We start from the raw sequence: 18,721 nt of genomic DNA on the forward strand, positions 1-18,721 counted from the left end.
TTTGTTTTGATGTTCAACTTTCGTTCAGCATATCGTCGAGCGCATCGATAACAGTGCGCATTTCTGAATCCGATATTTTACTCTTCTGTGCGAGTAGCGCAGTTATTTGCTGCAAGGTGCCGGCAATCTCTTCCTTGGGTTTGCCGATACGTTTGCTTAGTCGTTCGGCAATATCGGCGCGTCGTTCTGTGTCGTCTACATCTATCATGAATTGCCGGCGAACGGTTTCGCAGAAGAATCTGTATTTCTTTTCGAGCAGGTCGCGGTTGTCGTGCCGTTGATGATAGAGTGTGCCGATGAGCTTAACAAACTCGAGCGATTTATTTTCTGGATCTTTCACCACGGGGATGATGCGTTGTCGGCGTCGGGCGGTGAATACGAAGAAAATAATAAGTCCGATTAGCGCCGTATAGATGGCCCAGCGCAAAGGGGGTTGCTGTAAGAAATATACGAGTGGCGTTTCCTGGTTTATGGCATCTTTCGGCAGATAAGCCTCTGTGCGAACCACAGGCATATTACCAAATTGAGAGAACAGTCGGAAGATGATTGGACGGATTTTGTTATCGAGCATCCCGTAGTTGGTGAATAGCAGTGGACTGGAGCATAAGAATACTTCACTACCATTTTTTTTCATCGAAACAATTAACGGCAAGGCTTCTTCGGTGGGTGAATTCACAACTCCTTCTTCTTTAGCGGGCTCGACGTAGACTCCTTCCGAGGTAACGGTGTCTGAAACGGTTTCGTCTATATAGTTGACACGGGTTAGCAACGTATCTATCTCACGAGCTTTATGAATTTGTATGTACCCTTCGACGAAATAAGAATAAATGCTCGATGCATATTCGGCATACGGCTTTTGCTTGCCCCAACGAAGTTTCGACATGGGTACTTGGCGTTCCTGAATGGTTCTTTGCAAAAGCCGAGGATTGAAATTATCGTTTCCGTAGATACTCACGTTCCAGTCGGGTGGTACGGAATCGTAGTTGAATTTATAGGTAACTATCAACAGCTTGTTTCCCTTTGCCAAGAGTCGATTGATTGCACGCATATCTGTTTGCGATGGCGAGAATCCGGGTGTCTGAACCATTATCACACGCTTTACGTTTGCTTTTTCGGCTGCCATTTGAGGTAGCGTGCGATGCGTCACCGAATATCCTCCCGTCAACGACCGACTCAACAAAGTGTCCATCACCGCACATCCGAAAGGTTGCTCGTCGCGATGACTGTAGGTTGCTTTCCATGAAAACTTCGACGGCGCATTCCATTCAATCAGGAATACAACCAGCAGAGCCAAACCGATTATGAACAAAAACCGACGATTCATTGTACGCCTCCTTCCTCAATTGCAGTTTGCATTGTCTGCATATTCTGTACGTCGGTCTCAACGGCCATGTAATTTCCATAGCGCACTCGCATAAATAACGTGGTGAAACGTACAAATTCGGGATGAAGATATTCGCGGGTATATTGAGTGGGAGTTTTGTAAATCTTCCAACTAATGAGGTTAGCGTCGGCCAATCGGCGGAGCGTTTGCAAGTAAACCACGCAAACAGCTCTACTAAAATCAGCTCGTTCAAATGCTTTGCGCAACTCTTCTTCGAAATCGACACCGTAGATATCGTTAGCCTCAATGCTGTCGGTCTTTATTCGGCCTTCACGTCTGAACAGTTTAGGCTTGTATTTGAAAAGCAAAAATATCAATCCGCCTATCAGCACTAGCGCTAACACAATGTAGATAAATATTCGGATGTCGCCCGGCGATTTAATGCTGAACAAATCGCGTAGCAACTCGCCTACTTGTTGCTGCAACCATTCCCAGATATTTACTTCCGGCATTTCCAACTCGCGAGCATAGTTGAAATTCTCGTCGCTTTGGAAGCGGTTCAGCAACTCTGGGTTGCAGACAACGGTGTCGGTGAGTTGAGGCAGCATGGGGCGTCAATAATTAAAGATTCTCGAAATTGTCGAACTCGTTATCGACTTGCGACATTTCCTCGAAGTGCTCAATATCTTTTTCAACAGACCGTTTCTCGTCTTTTTCGACAATACTTCCGTATACATAGGCTTGTCCTATTGTTGGCAGCGCCATAGACATATATGTGCCCAACGACTGAACGATTGCCAGCAGATAAACTCCGAAACTATACAACGGCGAGCCCACAACCGAGTTTGTAGGGTCGTCAACGAGAAGGAAAGTTTTAACTAGAATCATGATATACCACGGCATCATAACCGTGCTTTGAATAATACTCGACACCATCGACATCACGATGATGAATCCCAAGATTAAACCGAAATGATTAAATCCAAGTTTGAAGCTGCGCTTGATGGAGTCTATGAGGCTTGTTTCGTCTTCGAAAATGTAGATGGGTAGCGAAATCGACAGCGGAACTAGAAACACTATCAGTCCTATCATCATAATACTAATCAACATCAAAAGAGTCGGTGCTATGTAGACTGCCAATACTAAAAGAATCGTAATCAGAATGGTTGCACCGAAGAACAAAGCTCCCAGGGCAAGCGACCGTTTGGCTGCGCCGATGATGAAAGGTTTCAATTCACGAAGACCAATGCCTTCCATCTGTCCATCGTTATCGCTGTAGTGCTTCACCATGGCGTAGCAAAACGACGAGAGAACAAGCGTGCCGAGCATCATGAAAATGAAATAGAGAAGGTAGTAGACTACAGTTCGGATTATAGACGAATAAGGCATCCCTGCACCAGAGCCAGCATTGAGCCCAATCTCAAAAATGAAACTGAAGAATCCGTTCAGCAAGAAAGCCTGGACGAGCGATAGCGGAAGAAGCAGGTAAATACACCCCTTGAACCAAAGTTTGAAGTTCGAACGAATGAAGTCGAAGGTTGCCGTGAAGTTTTCACCGAAGGAGCGAATCTTGTAGAGGGGTATTTGTTTCTTTGCTTTTTGCATGATGATTACGTTTGTAGGGTAAGTAAATGAAATAAAACAATATGAATATAGCCGAGGCGGATATGATTGCTAAACGATAGCCGTCGCCCATCCGGGTGTGACGTGTCAGAAAACTCTCGATGAACCCCGCAACGATGAAGATGGGCACCGTGCCAACAACTATCTTCATTCCGCGACGCGCCCCGCGTTTGAAACTTTCCAGTCGCGAATAGGTTCCCGGGAACAGCCAGCTATTGCCCATAGCCAGACCCGCTGCACCGGCAACAACAATCGACGACAGTTCCAGAGTGCCATGCAGCATCGTTGCCATTAGACTTTCGCCTAAAAGATTATGCTGATAGAAGAAGGTGTCGAAACAACCCACCATTATTCCGTTACTGAACAGCATCCAGCCCGGCGCAAAGCTCGTTAATACGCCCGACACGAAGACATAGAACGAAACCATGATATTATTCAGCGTTATGCCTATGAACATGCTGCTCGGTTCTTCCATGCCGTATATTCCCATTGGTTGTCCGTTGGCAATATTCTCCATCGTGAGGTCCATATAAGAGTCGCCCAGAATTATCCGCGGAAACGACTGGTCGCCCAGCGTCGAAACAACGCCCACCAGCACGCTCAGCGCAAAGAGCAGAAAAGAAACGCCCAGCAATCGTCGTTCGTGCCACATAACGTCGGGAACTTCCTTAGTCCAGAACGTAATGAGCCGCGTCCATTTCTCGCGTTTATTGTGATAAATCTCGTTATGAAGAGCCGACGCCAGATTATTCAGATAAATCGTTATCCTCGAATCGGAATAATGTGTTTGGGCGAAGGCCAGATCGGCAGTCAAGTCGGTGTAAATCTCCGCCAAACGGTCGGGCGATTCTTTAGAAGCTCTACTAATAACCTCTTCTGTTGCGCGCCATTTGTCGATGTTCGAACGAATGAATATAACTTCTTTCATGATTTGCTGCATACCGCGACAGAGAGGGGGGGATAAAAGCGGTATTCGTGAGGCAAAAGTAGCTCTTTATCCCTACATTTGCAAAACGAAAATATAACCAGCAAACCAATGAGCGAATCAAATATAATTACCGGCCAATACGTCCGAATAAGCCAAACCCCTGCCGGCCTAGGCAGCCGAATCGTAGCAACGATTATCGATATATTCGTCATCTTTTTCTATCTCGAAGGTTTATCGCTGCTACTCGGCATAACCAAAATCGACATCGGCCTGCTGGGCATGTTCCTACTCTTCTATCTGCCCACGATATTCTATTCTTTCCTCTTCGAAGTGTTCAACAACGGGCGCTCTCCCGGAAAGATGATAATGAAAACCCGAGTTGTAAAGAAAGACGGTTCAACTCCCGGCCTCGGAGAATATTTTATGCGATGGCTCCTGCAGCTCGTCGACATCGGTTTCGGATTTATAGGCATACTCGTTATCGTTACCACGAAAAACAGTCAGCGACTCGGCGATTTGGCAGCCGGAACAATGGTTATCCAGGTGAATAACTACCGGAAAATACAGGTCTCGCTCGACGAGTTCACCTACCTAGAGCGAAACTACCGACCGGTTTATGCAGCTGCTGAACGACTGACACTAAATCAGGTCGACGTGATTCGACGAACTGTTGACAGCGACTACGGCGACGAACGCGAACGCCGAATCGAAACCCTATCCACTAAAATTCACTCCATGTTCGACATACCGAACGACGGCATACCCCACGAAAAATTCCTCTACACCCTGATGCGCGACTATCAGCACTACGCCCTCGAACTAGTTTAATATTCCCGCTCCCGCACGCCATTCTTTCCGTGGCGCATCCGGGCTAAATTCTCCCGAGCATACACGAGCATACAATAATACGGGGCCATCTCAGCTATGGGATGGCCCTAATCGTGTTGCCTGCACACAAACGCCCACTCGGCCGACAGGCCGCATGTAGGGACAGACCCCGTGTCTGTCCGCCCCCAACGCCGTCCGTCAAGGCCGAGATATGTTATGCGGTGGGGAGACTGAATTGGGGCGGGGATCGGACAGACACGGGGTCTGTCCCTACATGCGGGCTAGAGGCCCGAGTTGGCGCGCGTCGTGATTATGAATTGTTCTGACCGAGTGTCATACGTGTCGCTCACCGTTTCTTCAGAGATTAAGAGGTTTCTTCTCAGGAAATCATGTAATTGAGAGCTATATGACCGTGCGCGAGTGGTATTATCCGGAATTTACCGACGAATCACACAAAGAACTTAAAGAGAGTGTGTGGCAGAGACTATTTCACACAGAGAGTTTATAGAGACTGTGTGACAGAGACTATTTCACACAAAGAACTTACGGAGAGTGTGTGACAGAGACTATTTCACACAAAGAGTTTAAAGAAAGCGTGTGATAGAGACTATTTCACACAAAGAGTTTAAAGAAAGCGTGTAACAGAGACTATTTCACACAAAGAGTTTACAGAGACTGTGTAAAATAGCCTATTTCACACAAAAAGTTTACAGAGACTGTGTGTCAGAGACTATTTCACACAAAGAGTTTACAGAGACTGTGTAAAATAGCCTATTTCGAAGACTCTCTCCTGTAGATACCGGCCGAACTTGAATGTTTTTCCTCATTTCTTCAGCGCATTGCCGTCGGCGCAGTGGAATTTCGGACGAATTTTCATTCCCTCTCAGTCGAAAAGCATGTCGCCCGGGCGAATCGCGAATGAATCTCCCATTCCACCGTGGTCGGACACACTAAAAGGTTGAAGCGTTAGGCCTAGCATCCGCAAAAAAAGTATTATGCTTTTGAAGGAGACGCCGAGTATCTTTGCCGATGTGAATATTCCTAGAAATAAACAAGATAGAACGATGAACAAACGTACATTGACGAGCATCCTCCTACTGGCTGCCGTGCTTCCTACTATGGCGCAAATCAGAGGTCGAGCCGTAGAGGTGAATATCGTGCCCGACAGAATGGATTGGAATTATCGAACCGGTGAAACGGCAGAAATGACGCTAACCGTTCAGCGAAACGGAGTGCCGCTCCGAGGGGCGAAAGTGGAACTCGAAGCGGGAAAGGAACTATTTGCCGATACGCACAAACAAATGGTGCTGAAAGACGGCTCGACGAAGTGGAAAGCGCAACTGAAAGAACCGGGATTCTATAGACTGAAAGCTACGACGCATATCGACGGACGCAAATATTCGGGTATATGCACCGTTGGCTTCTCGCCCGAACAGATTAGGCCTTTCGCGCAGAATCCGGTCGATTTCGACACCTTTTGGAAGCGGGCACTCCAGGAGGCTCGGAAAAACAATCTCGACCCGCGGATGAGACTTCTGCCCGAACGGTCGACCGAACTTGACGATGTGTTCGAAGTGAGCTTCGTAAACAATACTCCCGAGTCGAGAATCTACGGTATTCTAACCGTTCCGAAGCAAACCGGCGAATATCCAGCCCTATTGCGTGTGCCCGGAGCGGGCGTGCGGCCATATTCGGGCGATACCTACACGGCACCGGGTCGATGCATCGTTCTGGAGATTGGAATACACGGCATTCCCGTTACGATGGAACAGAAAGTTTACGACCTCCTCCGAGGCGGTGCGCTCGACAACTACTGGGCCGTGAATCTCGACGAACCCGAACGCAATTACTATAAACGCGTGATTACGGGAGCCGTCCGGGCGGTCGATTTCATTGCCCAGCTGCCGAAGTGGAACCATCGCGTGCTCGGCGTGACAGGCGCATCGCAAGGCGGATTCCTATCCCTCGCCACAGCGGCGCTCGATGACAGAGTTACATTCCTCGCAGCCGTTCACGACGCTATGTGCGACTATGAAGCCGAACTGCACGGCGTGGCCGGCGGATGGCCCCACTATTTCATCGGACAGAAAGATTCGCCGCTCGTGAAGGCACGAATCGAAGGAGCACGATACTACGACGGAGTAAACTTTGCCCGCCGCTGCAAACAACCCGCATGGTTCTCGTTCGGCTACAACGACGAGGCCGTTCCACCCACCTCGAGCTACGGAGTTTATAACATCTACCCCGGCACGAAAACCTTGTCGGTATACCCAACCACGGGGCACTTCTGGCTCCAGGAACAATGGGACGAATGGCAATCATGGATTAAAAAACATCTGGGATTATAAGGATTAACCCAACGAATAAAGATTATGCAAGATTTCAAAGAAAGAGTCAAGGCCCTGCGCACCCGGCACGAAGAGTTAATCGCGCGGCCAAATCGCCCCGAAGAGTGGGACAACGGAATATTCACCCGTTACGAAAATCCCATACTCACGGCCGAACACACGCCACTCGAATGGCGATACGATTTCAATCCCGACACAAATCCCTTCCTTATGCAGCGCATCATGATGAACGCCACGCTCAACAGCGGAGCCATGAAGTGGAACGGTCGCTACCTTCTGGTTGTGCGCGTCGAGGGTGCCGACCGCAAAAGTTTCTTCGCCGTAGCCGAGAGCCCGAACGGTGTGGACAACTTCCGATTCTGGCCCGAACCCATCACGTTGCCGGAGGATACGATTCCGGCCACGAACGTTTACGACATGCGTCTCACAGCCCACGAAGACGGGTGGATTTACGGCGTGTTCTGCGCCGAACGACACGACGATTCGCAGCCCGCCAACCTATCGGCTGCCACCGCAACAGCCGGTATTGCCCGAACCAAGAATTTTGTAGACTGGCAGCGGTTGCCCGACCTTAAAAGTCGTTCGCAGCAGCGCAATGTTGTTCTGCACCCCGAGTTTGTAGGCGGCAAGTACGCCTTCTATACCCGTCCGCAAGACGGATTCATCGACACCGGTTCGGGCGGCGGAATAGGCTGGGCTACGGTTAGCGACATCGAACACGCCGAGATAACCGACGAGCAAATAATCAATCCGCGCCACTATCACACCATCATGGAGGTGAAAAACGGCGAGGGCCCCCACCCCATCAAGACTCCCCAGGGATGGCTACATCTGGCCCACGGCGTTAGGGCCTGCGCTAGCGGATTGCGTTATGTGCTATATCTATATATGACAGCTCTCGACGACCCTACGCGCGTCATCGCTCAGCCGGGCGGATATTTCATGGTTCCCAAGGGCGAAGAATATGTGGGCGACGTAATGAACGTTGTGTTCTCAAACGGTTGGATTGCCGACACGGATGATAGAGTGCTAATCTATTACGCCTCTTCCGACACCCGAATGCACGTTGCCGAGTCGAGCATTGCGCGTCTCACGGATTATTGTCTTAACACGCCCGAAGACGGTCTTACCACTGCCGCATCGGTTGAAACAATAAAGAAGTTGATAGCCCGGAATAGGGCGTTGGGATAAGTACGCCCTAATTATGGCGGTAGCCCCGTGTCTGTCCTGTCTGTCCCTACCGCGGCCTACCGCCCGAATTGGCGATGGTGGAGACAAGGGTTCGGTCGGCAGCCAGTAAATCAAAAACAAAACCAATGATGAAATCGAAACTGATAGAAAAAATCGGATACGGATTCGGCGACATGTCGTCGAGCATGTTCTGGAAGATATTCTCATACTATCTTCCGTTCTTTTATAGTAACATCTTCGGCCTCAGTTTGGTCGACGCCGGCGTGCTGATGCTTATAACCCGAATTTGGGACGCCGTGTCAGACCCCATGATGGGAATAATAGCCGACCGAACACATACCCGATGGGGAAAATATCGCCCCTATCTGCTGTGGATTGCGCCTTTCTTCTCGATAGCCGGCGTGCTGCTGTTTACAACTCCCGACTGGGGTTACGGGGCCAAGCTTGTGTGGGCCTACGTTACATACATACTCATGATGACCGTTTACACCGCCATTAATGTGCCCTACGGCGCAATGCTTGGCGTTATGACCGACGATTCGAACGAGAAAACCGTTTTCTCATCCTTCCGAATGTTCTTTGCCTATGGTGGCTCGTTCATAGCCCTGTTTTGCTGGGAACCGCTCACCAATCTATTCGGCGGATACGGCACTTCGGGCGGATGGTTCTACGCCATGGTAGCCATAGCCGCCGCGTGTTTAGTGCTGTTCGTGCTGTGCTTTACGCTCACTCGTGAGCATTTGCGAACCGAATCAAAGGTTAGCGTGGGGGCCGACATTAGCAGTCTTCTGCGCAACAAACCCTGGTGGCTGCTCATCGGAGCCGCACTCTGTTTCAACCTTTTCAACACGGTTCGCGGCTCAACAGTGGCCTATTTCTTTGCCGACATCATCGGGTCAAACGCATCGCTCGTATTCTTCGCAACACAAATCGCCTTCTATGCCGGACTGTTCCTTGGCGTAGGCGAAGTGAGCAATATGCTAGGCGTGGCTATAACCGTGCCGATTGCCAGCAAACTGGGCAAGAAAACCACTTTCATCCTGGTAAATGCCGCCCTGGTGGTGTTCAGCATAGCATTCTTCTTTATTCCCTCAACCCCTGGTGGATATTGGGCGATGCTGGTCATACAGATTGTAATATCGATTCTCACAGGAATAATGAGCCCGCTCGTTTGGAGCATGTATGCCGACGTTTCCGACTATGCCGAACTGAAATTCCGAACCGCATCAACAGGACTTATCTTCTCTTCCAGCTCAATGGCGCAGAAGTTCGGTGGCGCGCTCGGTGGTTCGGCAGTGATGTGGCTGCTGGCCGGCGTGGGATATATTTCCGACCCCGCCGTGCTGACAAAGGGAGACGTAGTTCAGCCTGCCGAAGCACTCGACACGCTGCGCATGCTAATGAGTTTTATTCCGGCCGGAGTAGCACTGCTAGCAATGGTGGTGGTTTATTTCTATCCGCTCACAACCAAGAAAATAAATAACATAAACAACGAACTTAAACGAATCAGACAAACCAATTAAACCCATGGAACAATTGAAAAAACAGTTTAGAAAATGCCTCGAAGAGAACATCCTGAAATATTGGATTGAACAAGTAACCGACCAGCAAAACGGAGGCTACTACGGACGTATCGACGGACACAACATCGTTCATCCCGAAGCCGAAAAAGGAGCAGTGATGAACGCCCGAATCCTATGGGCTTTCGCAGCCGCATATCGCGTGCTGGGCAAACCAGAATATCTCGCAGCCGCTCAACGAGCACGCGATTATTTCCTTGAGAAATTCCTCGACCGCAAACACGGTGGAGTCTTTTGGAGCGTCGACTATAAAGGCATGCCACTCGATACGAAAAAGCAAACCTACGCCATCGGATTCGCAGTCTACGCACTAAGCGAATATGCACGTGCAACCGGCGACAATGAAACGCTGACCAAAGCAATCGAACTCTTCCACGATATCGAAAACCACGCTCGACAAGCTGACGGCGGATATATCGAAGCTCTCACCCAGGACTGGCAACCTATTGCCGACATGCGCTTGTCGGATAAAGACGAGAATCTCGAACGAACCATGAACACCCACCTGCACATTATCGAACCCTACACCAATCTGCTAAGAACACTTCGCAGCTGGACAAAAAACGCAATCCTCGAACAAATAGAACACGAAGTGGAACAGGCCGTGAGAAATTTGCTTGAGTTGTTCACCAATAGAATCCTCAATCCCGACACCGGACATCTAGACCTCTTTTTCAACCAACAATGGAAAAGCAAACGCAATCTACAATCATTCGGGCACGACATCGAAGCCAGTTGGCTACTCCACGAAAGCGCACTCGTGCTGGCCGACCCCACCGAACTGAAACGTATCGAGCCAATCATCCAAAAAATTGCCAAGGCGGCCGACGAAGGATTGCAACAAGACGGCAGTATGATATACGAACTCAACACCAACACCGGTTATGCCGATAAACAACGCCAATGGTGGGTGCAATGCGAAAGCGTAATTGGACACGCCAACCTATACGAACATTTCGGCGATGCTCGTGCTCTGGGCGACGCCATCCGCTGCTGGGAATTCATCAGACAAAAACTCATCGACCGCGAACACGGAGAATGGCACTGGGCCATACTCGCTAACGGCACACTCGACCGCGAAGGCGACAAAGCCGGTTTCTGGAAATGCCCCTATCATAACGCCCGGATGTGTATCGAAATCATGGAACGCAACATATAGCAGGCCTCTTTTCGTGCTGTGCAAACGAAAAACAACGCTACCACTCATGCATTTCGGGCCACATTGAAAGGATAAAAACAGTACAAAATTCCAATCATACCCTAACTTATCAGGCCCATACAGTACCTTCCCTCGTAGTGAAAAAAACGAAGCGTTCCCAAATACCGTAGAGCAAACAAATTGAGTAGTGGTAATTTTACGTTTATATAACTCATTATACACATTTGTATAACTTATTATACACGTTTGTATGATTCATTATACACAACAGTACATGAAGCACTGTAAAGGACAATGAAATCTCGCTCGCGACTTAAAAGCGCGAGCGAGATTTTCACATCCTTTAGTCGCCCTCATCAGGTGGCAGATGTATTCCCTTTATCCTACATCGAACCCAAGTGAAGTTAGTATCTGCCTCCTACCCCATTTCCCTGCCAAACAGTATTCCATGATTCAAAAAAACGTTAAACCCTATTTTCGTACAGGCAATAATCAAGACAGATAGTGTTTAGCTGATGGAAACAATAAGGAGACTCCGGCGCTGATGGAACAGTCCGCGCTAAATTTAATCTACAAAATGAGTTTTTATGATTGTGTGATAGAACCATTGCAGCTCTCCATGACGTGTCATGGAGAGCGCAATGCGTTTTTTATTCAAGAACAGTATTCAACCTATAATGAACTTACCGCTGCCGTGACCAGAATTAGAAAAACACTTCACGAAGTTCCTGAACAATATATTGCACTGGCAGCACACGACAATCTTCTCACCTATGCTTCGATTCTCGCCATATGGATGGAGGGTAAATGCTACATACCCCTGCATCCGCTACAACCCAAACAAAGGTGCGAAAACATAATCTGTCAGATGGGTATCGAAACAATTATCGACTCGGAGGAAGGTGCTCAATATGGCAATCGAAGAGTTATCTGCCTACAGAATCTGCCCATTGAATCAGAGCCGATGAAACCTGTAACAATGTGTGCCGACGATATGCCAGCTTACATTCTTTTCACATCGGGTAGTACAGGCCGACCGAAAGGCGTACCTGTGACGCGGCATAATCTAGCAGCATTCGTTGAATCGGTTCGGCGAACTGGCTTCATACTCAACGAAAACGATCGCTGCTTGCAAATGTTCGACCTCACTTTCGACCTTTCCGTTCAATCCTTTCTGCTACCCGCACTCGCCGGAGCATGTACCTACACAGTGTCACCCAAGAAGATTAAATATCAGGCCGTATTCGAACTACTTGATGAACAAAAACTCACGTTCACAATGATGGTGCCATCGGTTATTCATTATCTACGCCCCTATATGAATGAGCTTAATCTCCCAGAGCTGCGGCTGTCGCTCTTCGCCGGAGAAGGATTACCGGCTGACGATCTCAAAGCTTGGAGTGAGTGCGCCACGAAGGCTGAAATTCACAATGTCTACGGGCCAACGGAGAACACTATCTATTGCACCGATTATTGCTATCGACGCGAAGGTAAAAATAAGCAAGCCAACGGAATAATAAGTATAGGGAGGGTTATGCCTGGTACGGAAGCAGTCATAGTAGATGAAGACCTAGTACCACTGCCAACAGGAAGGAAAGGTGAACTATGTTTGGCTGGCGAACAACTTACGCCGGGTTATTGGCACGACGAGCAGAAAAACAACATATCATTTTTCAATCTTGATGGTAAGCGTTTCTATCGCACGGGCGATATCTGCGACATCGACCTAGACGGTGACATAAACTACTACGGTAGAACTGATTCGCAGATAAAGATTCAGGGCTTCCGCATTGAGCTAAGCGAAATTGAGTGCGTGGCTCGCCGCTTCTTCGTCGACAATACTGCCGTGGTTGCAATAGCAATGGAACATCCGTTGCATGGTTTAAAGATTCATCTGGTCGTGGAGCGAACCGACGACGACAATCTCCGTGTCGCACTCTCCGAACATCTCAAACAATTCCTGCCCACCTATATGTTGCCCGCCGAAATGAACTTCATCCCAGTCTTCCCTATGAATACAAGCGGAAAAATTGATAAACAAAGAATATCGAACATCATCAAAAACATATAATCCAATGACCAAAGAAGAAATCCTCCAGCAGTTAAACGACATTTTCAGGCGCGTTCTAAACAACAAACTTACCCTTACCTACGACATGAGTGCAAAGGATGTTGATGGATGGGATTCAATGACCAACCTCATGCTAATCGGCGAAATAGAAAAACACTACGATATCCATTTCAAGATGCGCGAAATCGTGAAGCTCGCCAATGTGGGAGAACTCTGCGATACCATTCTCAAGAAGATAGCATAACCGTATCGTGGAATTTGTTTCTCTGCCTTTCGCTGCCGGATTGGTAGTAGTATTCGTGCTCTACTATCTCTTTCCGAACCGCCGTTGGCAACGAGCCTTGTTGCTCATGGCAAGTGCAGCGTTCATAGGTTATAACAGCCTGGTTCACCTGGCTTTTGCCGTCGGCATAACTCTTTTCAGCTTCTATGCCGGTAGATTACTTGCTAGGAAAATCAATCGGCGCAGTGCACCTTTTATATTATGGGGTTCCATAGCCCTGCTCATTGCTGTGTGGATAGCGGCACGATATGCTGTCGGCGTGTTTCCGCTCGGCATATCGTTCTACACCTTCCAGGCGTTGGCTTATCTCATCGAAATATATTGGGAGGAAGAACCCGAAAATAGCCTCCCAGACTTCGCCCTTTACATGTTACTCTTCATGAAATTTCTATCGGGTCCTATCGAACGTGCCGACCAACTGCTACCGCAAATCAAAAAGGCCCGTATGTTCAACTACGAACAAACCGTCCGCGGACTCATGACTCTGGCTGGCGGAGCTTTCATGAAACTGATGATTGCCGATCGGATTGCTCCTTCCCTCGATGGAGTATTCGTTGATGTGCACAACGCAACTTCCATGCAACTGCTCCAGGTAACTATGCTCTATCCCATTCAACTCTACGCTGATTTCGCCGGCTATACTCTCATGGCAATAGGAATCGGGCAGATGTTCGGCTTTCGTCTGTCGCCTAACTTCAATCGGCCTTTTACATCACAATCCACTACCGAACTGTGGCGACGCTGGCACATGTCGCTCTCCTTTTGGGTACGTGATTATGTCTTCACACCTCTCTCGGCCTCGCTTCGTCAACACGGAGTATGGGGAATCAGACTATCGCTGCTCGTCACTTTCATCGTTATAGGTGTGTGGCACGGAGCCGGAATAGCCTTTGCCGCCTACGGATTATTCCAAGGCCTACTTGTGGTTTTCGAACAGGCAACCGCTCGACAACACGAATGGTTCCAAAAGAAAGCTCCAAAGATATACGCCCCATTAATGACAATCCGAACCTACGTACTCTTCGCATTATCACTGCTATTCTTCCGACTCGAAAATACACGTGAAGTGTTCTATGTATACAGTCACTTATTCGATGGATTCACAACCGGCATAAAAGAGCTAAAACTCGGCCTAACCGATTTTTATTGGATTGTGTTCGGCATTGCCGTCGTTCTGATGTTCGCCGCCGAATGGGCCGAAAGTCAACACTCACTTATCGACAGACTGCGCCGTGCCAATCCTCTTGTAAGATGGGCTGCCTATTTCGTTTTTGCAACCATTCTCTTTGCTTTTGGTGCTTTCGGAGTTGAAAACTTTATCTACACACAATTCTAACAAATGAAGATACTCGCATTCTATCTTAAAACAATTCTCCTTGCCTTACCCTTTGCCCTGGTTATAGCTTTTTATGTTTGGGTTGACCCTTTCATGGTAATCCGAAACTACAACGACTACGACTCGCCCATCGTTATGCAATCAGAGGGAACAGTTGGATGGAAAAAATACAAAATGTTTCGCCACATCCGTCACTACGATTCATTCATCATGGGCTCGTCGTGTACCAAAGCTTTTAACACCGCCGACTGGCTGCAATATATCAATGGCAGTCCGTTTAGATTCTTCGGTAATGCCGAGGGACTGGCCGACATGTGCCTTAAACTCGAAGCTCTCGACCGTCAGCCCGGACAAAAAATCAGGAACCTTCTCATCGTAGGCGAAGTTGATTTCCTTTCGCGAGGTCTTCCACAAAAAGGTGCAACCTATTCCGTACCACCCGAAGTAAGCGGCCAAAGCTGGATAGCTTATCAAACAACCCACCTTCAGGCTTTCTTTGCACTAAAATTCCTCAAAAAATATCTGCGCTATCGATTCACCCACCGTTACACAGACGATATGAATGGCGTTATAAACAACCATGGCCGTATGCGCACCCGTTTCACCAACGACGCCATACCCTATGCCGAGCCGCTCATCCATAAACAAGGCGAACGTTTCTGGCAGACGCCCGAATGGCTATCAGCACGCGCTGAGAATTACGTTTTCACAGAGCAGAAGCCCGTTATATTTCACGCCCAACTGGCTTGCCTTCTCCGCATCAAACGAATATGCGATAAACACCACACCAACCTCAAAATAGCCATAGGCCCAGCCTATAAAACTGGTGCTGTGAATCATACTGATATTGAACTACTGAAAAAAATCTTCGGGCAATACAACGTTGTCGACTACTCTGACCGCGCGCATATTGCTTTCACCGATTATCATTATTTCTCCGACCCGGCTCACTATCGCAACAGCGTTGGTCGTCTCATCCTTCACGATTTATATCGTGCCCACATTTAGCGATAAGTCTTCACAACTTTACATGCGCTCCTTTTTATAAATCAAAAAGATTTCCACGCGGTCGACATGCCGCATATAGGGGCAGGCGTTGTGTCTGTAAGCTCTGTCTGTCAGGATGGGATGAATATTTGGGTCTACAATCCAGGATATATCATACGGTCGGCATGCAGATATGGCCTCGAGGCCGACTGAGTACTCAATATTTCTCATAGGAAAGCAGGAAAGAACAAGGTAACGCGCTGTTTCAGGCGGTTCAATATATTGTAGCGAGGCGGAGCTTCCCCGTTGATGGGTGTTGCTCCGCCTCGCAGTGTTTCTTGTTTAAAGATATCGGTGTATCTTTTATTCAGGGAGATGTTGGTGCGTCAGGGATTTGGTTTCTTTTCCTCTTTCTTTTCTTTGACGCGTTCGTAGGAGATTTTGCGCAGTTTGTCTTTGAACTCGACGCCGGGTGTGAGGACAACGTGCGGTTTGATGGTTTCGACGTCGAATGTTTTCTCGTCTGCCGAGCCTTTCGACGATAGAGACAGTCGGAGCGTACCGAGTTCGCCGAGTTGTACGCTGAATCCATCTGTGAGGTAGGCCGGCAGGCGGTCGAGGAAGTTAAAGATAACGTTCTCGATGTCTCCGCGCGTTAGCGATGAGCGCCCGGCGACGTCTTGTGCGATGTCGCGCATTGTTTTCCGCCCGGCGTTCACCGGACTGGCATAATGCTTTTCTTCTGCTTTGTTTTGCGGATTCTTCCGCTTTACGAGCTTTATTTTCATGTGTTTAAAGTTTTAAATATTAAAAAAACAATTATTATCTCTCTTTGGCTGTCTTAATGGCGAGCCGTTTTTGTCGGGTTGTTTTTTGCCTTTCATGCGGCTCGGTTTTTAGTTGTTTCCGAGTCCTGAAATCGGGCTTTGCGCATGCTCTTGAAATTGCATACGGTTAGCCGTAAATTTCTATACGGTTCCCCGTAAATTTCTATACGGGAAGAAATTTACGGCTAACCGTATGCGCGCGCAACGCAATACGTATAGAAATTTACGGGGAACCGTATGCATTTTTTTCATCGCTCGTATCTCCTTATTTTAGGGCTTGTTGCCTACCAGTTATTAATTGATGGATGTGGTTGTTCTTCTTCGTCCCAACCGGAATCTTCGTCCTCAAAAATATCTTGTTTAGCGTCGCCTCCTGTAGTTGCATAGTTATTTCCGCTTACGCCAAGCGAGAGTTCCAGCAGTCCTTCGCTTTCGATTTTAATAACTATTATGCGTGGGCAAATATATGACTTTTCTTTCATTGGGCGTGAATTAGAATTTGTAGAACTTTTTACCATTGACGATATAGATTTCTCCGCTTTTTAGGATGCTATAATCATTGCCTGCGTTTTTTCCGTCGATTGTGTAGATGGGGTATTTGCCGCTTTTGATGGCGTTTTCTGTTTCTGAAATGTTTTCAATGGCGGTGGGTGTGTTTTCGTCGTCTTCCAATACGAGTGCAAAGTATTTTGCGAGCGACGCTCCATTGATTCCTCTTACGAAAGCACGGAAAGGGGCTACATGTCCGCTTGATACGCTCTTATCGATTTTATACCAAACGTTGTCCTTTATATTGTAGGCGTTAAGGTTGGATGCTGTGCGGTTCTCAATTTTTTCTGTTGTACCCATGAATATCCATGTACTGGGACTGGATGTTGCGGGTTGACCGGTTGTTTGTATGTCGGGAGTTACTCCAATCTCTACGTTGTGCATCTCGGGCAATGTATGCGGAGCTCCGTCGGTTACGCATACCAGATAGGGATGATAGGCTTCTAAACGTGTGCCCGATGGCAGGGCGCGGAACACGAAAGAGTGATCGTAGCCCGGGGCTTGCGGTGAAGCTCCGTCTTTGTTTACAAGCTTGTAGGCTACCATACCGGTTGGTAAGTCTGTAGGATAGGGCAAGTACAGGGTTTTACTGCTCGTACCGCTGAAAACTCTGTCGTAGCTTGCCTTTTCGGCCGTGAAGGCATGCGGAATAAAATAGTCATTGCCATCGTAAACAATAAAGTTTTTGCAGGTTTTGGTTGTACTGTTTACAACGTTTACGTCTCTAGGGCGAGTCCCATATGTTCCTCTATCTATTTCGTCCAGATAGCATTCATTTCTAAAATAGAAAAGCGTGTGCGCATCCGCATACGACATCATGCCGACATCGATAAAAGTTAAATTCGCATCGCCTAAGTCTACATACTCTAATTGGGAATTAAAAGCAAACGGGCCGACGTCGCCGTCTAAATATAATTGCGAATTAGGAGATACTATAACCCTTCTCAAACTGTCGCAATGATAGAAATTCGTTGCCCAAAGTACTTTTACGCTTGCTGGTATTCGAATCTCTTTTATCCTGCTCATTCTTCCGAAGAAAGGTCCAACTATTTCTTCTAATCCTTCAGACAGCTCAATTTCTGTTACGTTAGAATATCCAAACAAACCATCGTGTGGGGTTGTATCATCCCATGGGGTCGAGTATCCTCCCGGTTGCGGGAATCCGTTACCGCTGCGCTCTTGTAATTGAGTTACATTATAAGTTTTTCCTCCAGAGGTTACAGTTGCAGGAATAACAACTTTCCCCCTTAAATCGGCGGCAGAAGTTGCACAACCTGTTATAGCAACATTATTATCACTAGGATTCCATCGTTGTCCTATCCATTGAATGCCGTTTGCATCTGCATCAAACGTCGTTACTATTTGTGCCTTTGCTCCTAGCAAAGCCACCAAACCAATAAAAATAAATACCAATCTTTTCATCTTAACTGTTTTTTGTTATGTGCTATATATTATCCTTAAAAATCAATGCTTATAGAAACCTTATTCCCATCGATAAATTCTGAAAACAAGGCACAACAAATCGAACAACAAAACTCGCTGGAGTCCTATTGTTTATTGAGTTTACGACACGCTTCGCGCGCGCGTAAGCAAAAGAAAATTTTGTATTACTGGAGGCTAGGTTCCTGTGTGTGTGTGTGTGTGTGTGTGTGTGTGTGTGTGTGTGTGTGTGTGTGTGTGTGTAGTA

The 18,721-nt window shown here is 47.7% G+C and carries 16 protein-coding genes; 9 read left to right on the forward strand and 7 right to left on the reverse strand.

Annotation, left to right across the window (positions count from 1 at the left end):
• Positions 1–13: 13 nt before the first annotated feature.
• Genes HMPREF9140_RS06635 through HMPREF9140_RS06650 form a run of 4 tightly spaced genes read right to left on the reverse strand, consistent with a single transcriptional unit; the run spans position 14 to position 3,875 of the window.
• Positions 14–1,324, reverse strand: a complete 1,311-nt coding sequence (locus HMPREF9140_RS06635; RefSeq protein WP_006952856.1) for a DUF4350 domain-containing protein — start codon at positions 1,322–1,324, stop codon at positions 14–16.
• A complete protein-coding gene (locus HMPREF9140_RS06640) occupies positions 1,321–1,932 on the reverse strand; it encodes a DUF4129 domain-containing protein (RefSeq protein WP_006952857.1) in 612 nt (203 codons plus the stop codon). The genes HMPREF9140_RS06635 and HMPREF9140_RS06640 overlap by 4 nt, the downstream gene beginning before the upstream one ends.
• Positions 1,933–1,945: 13 nt before the next feature.
• Positions 1,946–2,929: a hypothetical protein gene (locus HMPREF9140_RS06645; RefSeq protein ID WP_006952859.1), complete on the reverse strand. Its 984-nt coding sequence runs from the start codon at positions 2,927–2,929 to the stop codon at positions 1,946–1,948.
• A complete protein-coding gene (locus tag HMPREF9140_RS06650; RefSeq protein ID WP_026253225.1) occupies positions 2,877–3,875 on the reverse strand; it encodes a stage II sporulation protein M in 999 nt (332 codons plus the stop codon). The genes HMPREF9140_RS06645 and HMPREF9140_RS06650 overlap by 53 nt, the downstream gene beginning before the upstream one ends.
• A 108-nt stretch (positions 3,876–3,983) precedes the next feature.
• Between HMPREF9140_RS06650 and HMPREF9140_RS06655 the strand changes: the two genes are divergently transcribed.
• The 9 genes from HMPREF9140_RS06655 (at position 3,984) to HMPREF9140_RS06695 (ending at position 15,679) form a co-directional block, all read left to right on the forward strand.
• Positions 3,984–4,703, forward strand: coding sequence for an RDD family protein (locus HMPREF9140_RS06655; RefSeq protein WP_006952863.1), 720 nt, complete (start codon positions 3,984–3,986; stop codon positions 4,701–4,703).
• 1,064 nt (positions 4,704–5,767) lie between these two features.
• Positions 5,768–7,051: an acetylxylan esterase gene (locus tag HMPREF9140_RS06660; protein ID WP_018571860.1), complete on the forward strand. Its 1,284-nt coding sequence runs from the start codon at positions 5,768–5,770 to the stop codon at positions 7,049–7,051.
• 24 nt (positions 7,052–7,075) lie between these two features.
• On the forward strand, positions 7,076–8,242 hold the full coding sequence (locus tag HMPREF9140_RS06665; protein ID WP_006952867.1) for a glycoside hydrolase family 130 protein: 1,167 nt from the start codon (positions 7,076–7,078) through the stop codon (positions 8,240–8,242).
• 128 nt (positions 8,243–8,370) lie between these two features.
• A complete protein-coding gene (locus HMPREF9140_RS06670; RefSeq protein WP_006952869.1) occupies positions 8,371–9,765 on the forward strand; it encodes an MFS transporter in 1,395 nt (464 codons plus the stop codon).
• 4 nt (positions 9,766–9,769) lie between these two features.
• On the forward strand, positions 9,770–10,981 hold the full coding sequence (locus HMPREF9140_RS06675) for an AGE family epimerase/isomerase (RefSeq protein WP_006952870.1): 1,212 nt from the start codon (positions 9,770–9,772) through the stop codon (positions 10,979–10,981).
• A 577-nt stretch (positions 10,982–11,558) separates the two neighbouring features.
• Positions 11,559–13,052 (forward strand): amino acid adenylation domain-containing protein, encoded by a 1,494-nt coding sequence (locus tag HMPREF9140_RS06680; RefSeq protein WP_025073396.1) that lies wholly within the window; start codon positions 11,559–11,561, stop codon positions 13,050–13,052.
• Between the two features lie 4 nt (positions 13,053–13,056).
• Complete coding sequence (locus HMPREF9140_RS06685; protein WP_006952874.1) at positions 13,057–13,296, forward strand: acyl carrier protein; 240 nt, start codon at positions 13,057–13,059, stop codon at positions 13,294–13,296.
• A gap of 7 nt (positions 13,297–13,303) precedes the next feature.
• Positions 13,304–14,671, forward strand: a complete 1,368-nt coding sequence (locus HMPREF9140_RS06690; protein ID WP_018571857.1) for an MBOAT family O-acyltransferase — start codon at positions 13,304–13,306, stop codon at positions 14,669–14,671.
• 3 nt (positions 14,672–14,674) lie between these two features.
• Positions 14,675–15,679: a hypothetical protein gene (locus tag HMPREF9140_RS06695; protein WP_006952876.1), complete on the forward strand. Its 1,005-nt coding sequence runs from the start codon at positions 14,675–14,677 to the stop codon at positions 15,677–15,679.
• A gap of 365 nt (positions 15,680–16,044) precedes the next feature.
• Here the strand turns inward: HMPREF9140_RS06695 and HMPREF9140_RS06700 are convergent, their stop codons facing one another.
• From HMPREF9140_RS06700 to HMPREF9140_RS06710, 3 genes are all read right to left on the reverse strand, one after another.
• Entirely contained in the window at positions 16,045–16,446 is a 402-nt protein-coding gene (locus HMPREF9140_RS06700; protein ID WP_006952877.1) for an HU family DNA-binding protein, read from the reverse strand.
• Between the two features lie 323 nt (positions 16,447–16,769).
• Positions 16,770–16,967 carry a hypothetical protein gene (locus HMPREF9140_RS06705; RefSeq protein WP_018571856.1) on the reverse strand — a complete coding sequence of 66 codons (198 nt, stop codon included), beginning with the start codon at positions 16,965–16,967 and terminating at the stop codon, positions 16,770–16,772.
• A 10-nt stretch (positions 16,968–16,977) separates the two neighbouring features.
• Entirely contained in the window at positions 16,978–18,456 is a 1,479-nt protein-coding gene (locus HMPREF9140_RS06710) for a leucine-rich repeat protein (protein WP_006952880.1), read from the reverse strand.
• Positions 18,457–18,721: the final 265 nt, after the last annotated feature.

Source organism: Prevotella micans F0438 (assembly GCF_000243035.1).
Taxonomy (GTDB): Bacteria; Bacteroidota; Bacteroidia; order Bacteroidales; family Bacteroidaceae; genus Prevotella; species Prevotella micans.

Bases quoted from the DNA above. Each gene is read 5' to 3' on its own strand.
- HMPREF9140_RS06645 (WP_006952859.1), bottom strand. From the start codon at position 2,929: ATGCAAAAAGCAAAGAAACAAATACCCCTCTACAAGATTCGCTCCTTC.
- HMPREF9140_RS06670 (WP_006952869.1), top strand. From the start codon at position 8,371: ATGAAATCGAAACTGATAGAAAAAATCGGATACGGATTCGGCGACATG.
- HMPREF9140_RS06685 (WP_006952874.1), top strand. From the start codon at position 13,057: ATGACCAAAGAAGAAATCCTCCAGCAGTTAAACGACATTTTCAGGCGC.
- HMPREF9140_RS06705 (WP_018571856.1), bottom strand. From the start codon at position 16,967: ATGAAAGAAAAGTCATATATTTGCCCACGCATAATAGTTATTAAAATC.
- HMPREF9140_RS06680 (WP_025073396.1), top strand. From the start codon at position 11,559: ATGAGTTTTTATGATTGTGTGATAGAACCATTGCAGCTCTCCATGACG.
- HMPREF9140_RS06660 (WP_018571860.1), top strand. From the start codon at position 5,768: ATGAACAAACGTACATTGACGAGCATCCTCCTACTGGCTGCCGTGCTT.
- HMPREF9140_RS06650 (WP_026253225.1), bottom strand. From the start codon at position 3,875: ATGAAAGAAGTTATATTCATTCGTTCGAACATCGACAAATGGCGCGCA.
- HMPREF9140_RS06655 (WP_006952863.1), top strand. From the start codon at position 3,984: ATGAGCGAATCAAATATAATTACCGGCCAATACGTCCGAATAAGCCAA.
- HMPREF9140_RS06635 (WP_006952856.1), bottom strand. From the start codon at position 1,324: ATGAATCGTCGGTTTTTGTTCATAATCGGTTTGGCTCTGCTGGTTGTA.
- HMPREF9140_RS06710 (WP_006952880.1), bottom strand. From the start codon at position 18,456: ATGAAAAGATTGGTATTTATTTTTATTGGTTTGGTGGCTTTGCTAGGA.
- HMPREF9140_RS06695 (WP_006952876.1), top strand. From the start codon at position 14,675: ATGAAGATACTCGCATTCTATCTTAAAACAATTCTCCTTGCCTTACCC.
- HMPREF9140_RS06675 (WP_006952870.1), top strand. From the start codon at position 9,770: ATGGAACAATTGAAAAAACAGTTTAGAAAATGCCTCGAAGAGAACATC.
- HMPREF9140_RS06700 (WP_006952877.1), bottom strand. From the start codon at position 16,446: ATGAAAATAAAGCTCGTAAAGCGGAAGAATCCGCAAAACAAAGCAGAA.
- HMPREF9140_RS06640 (WP_006952857.1), bottom strand. From the start codon at position 1,932: ATGCTGCCTCAACTCACCGACACCGTTGTCTGCAACCCAGAGTTGCTG.
- HMPREF9140_RS06665 (WP_006952867.1), top strand. From the start codon at position 7,076: ATGCAAGATTTCAAAGAAAGAGTCAAGGCCCTGCGCACCCGGCACGAA.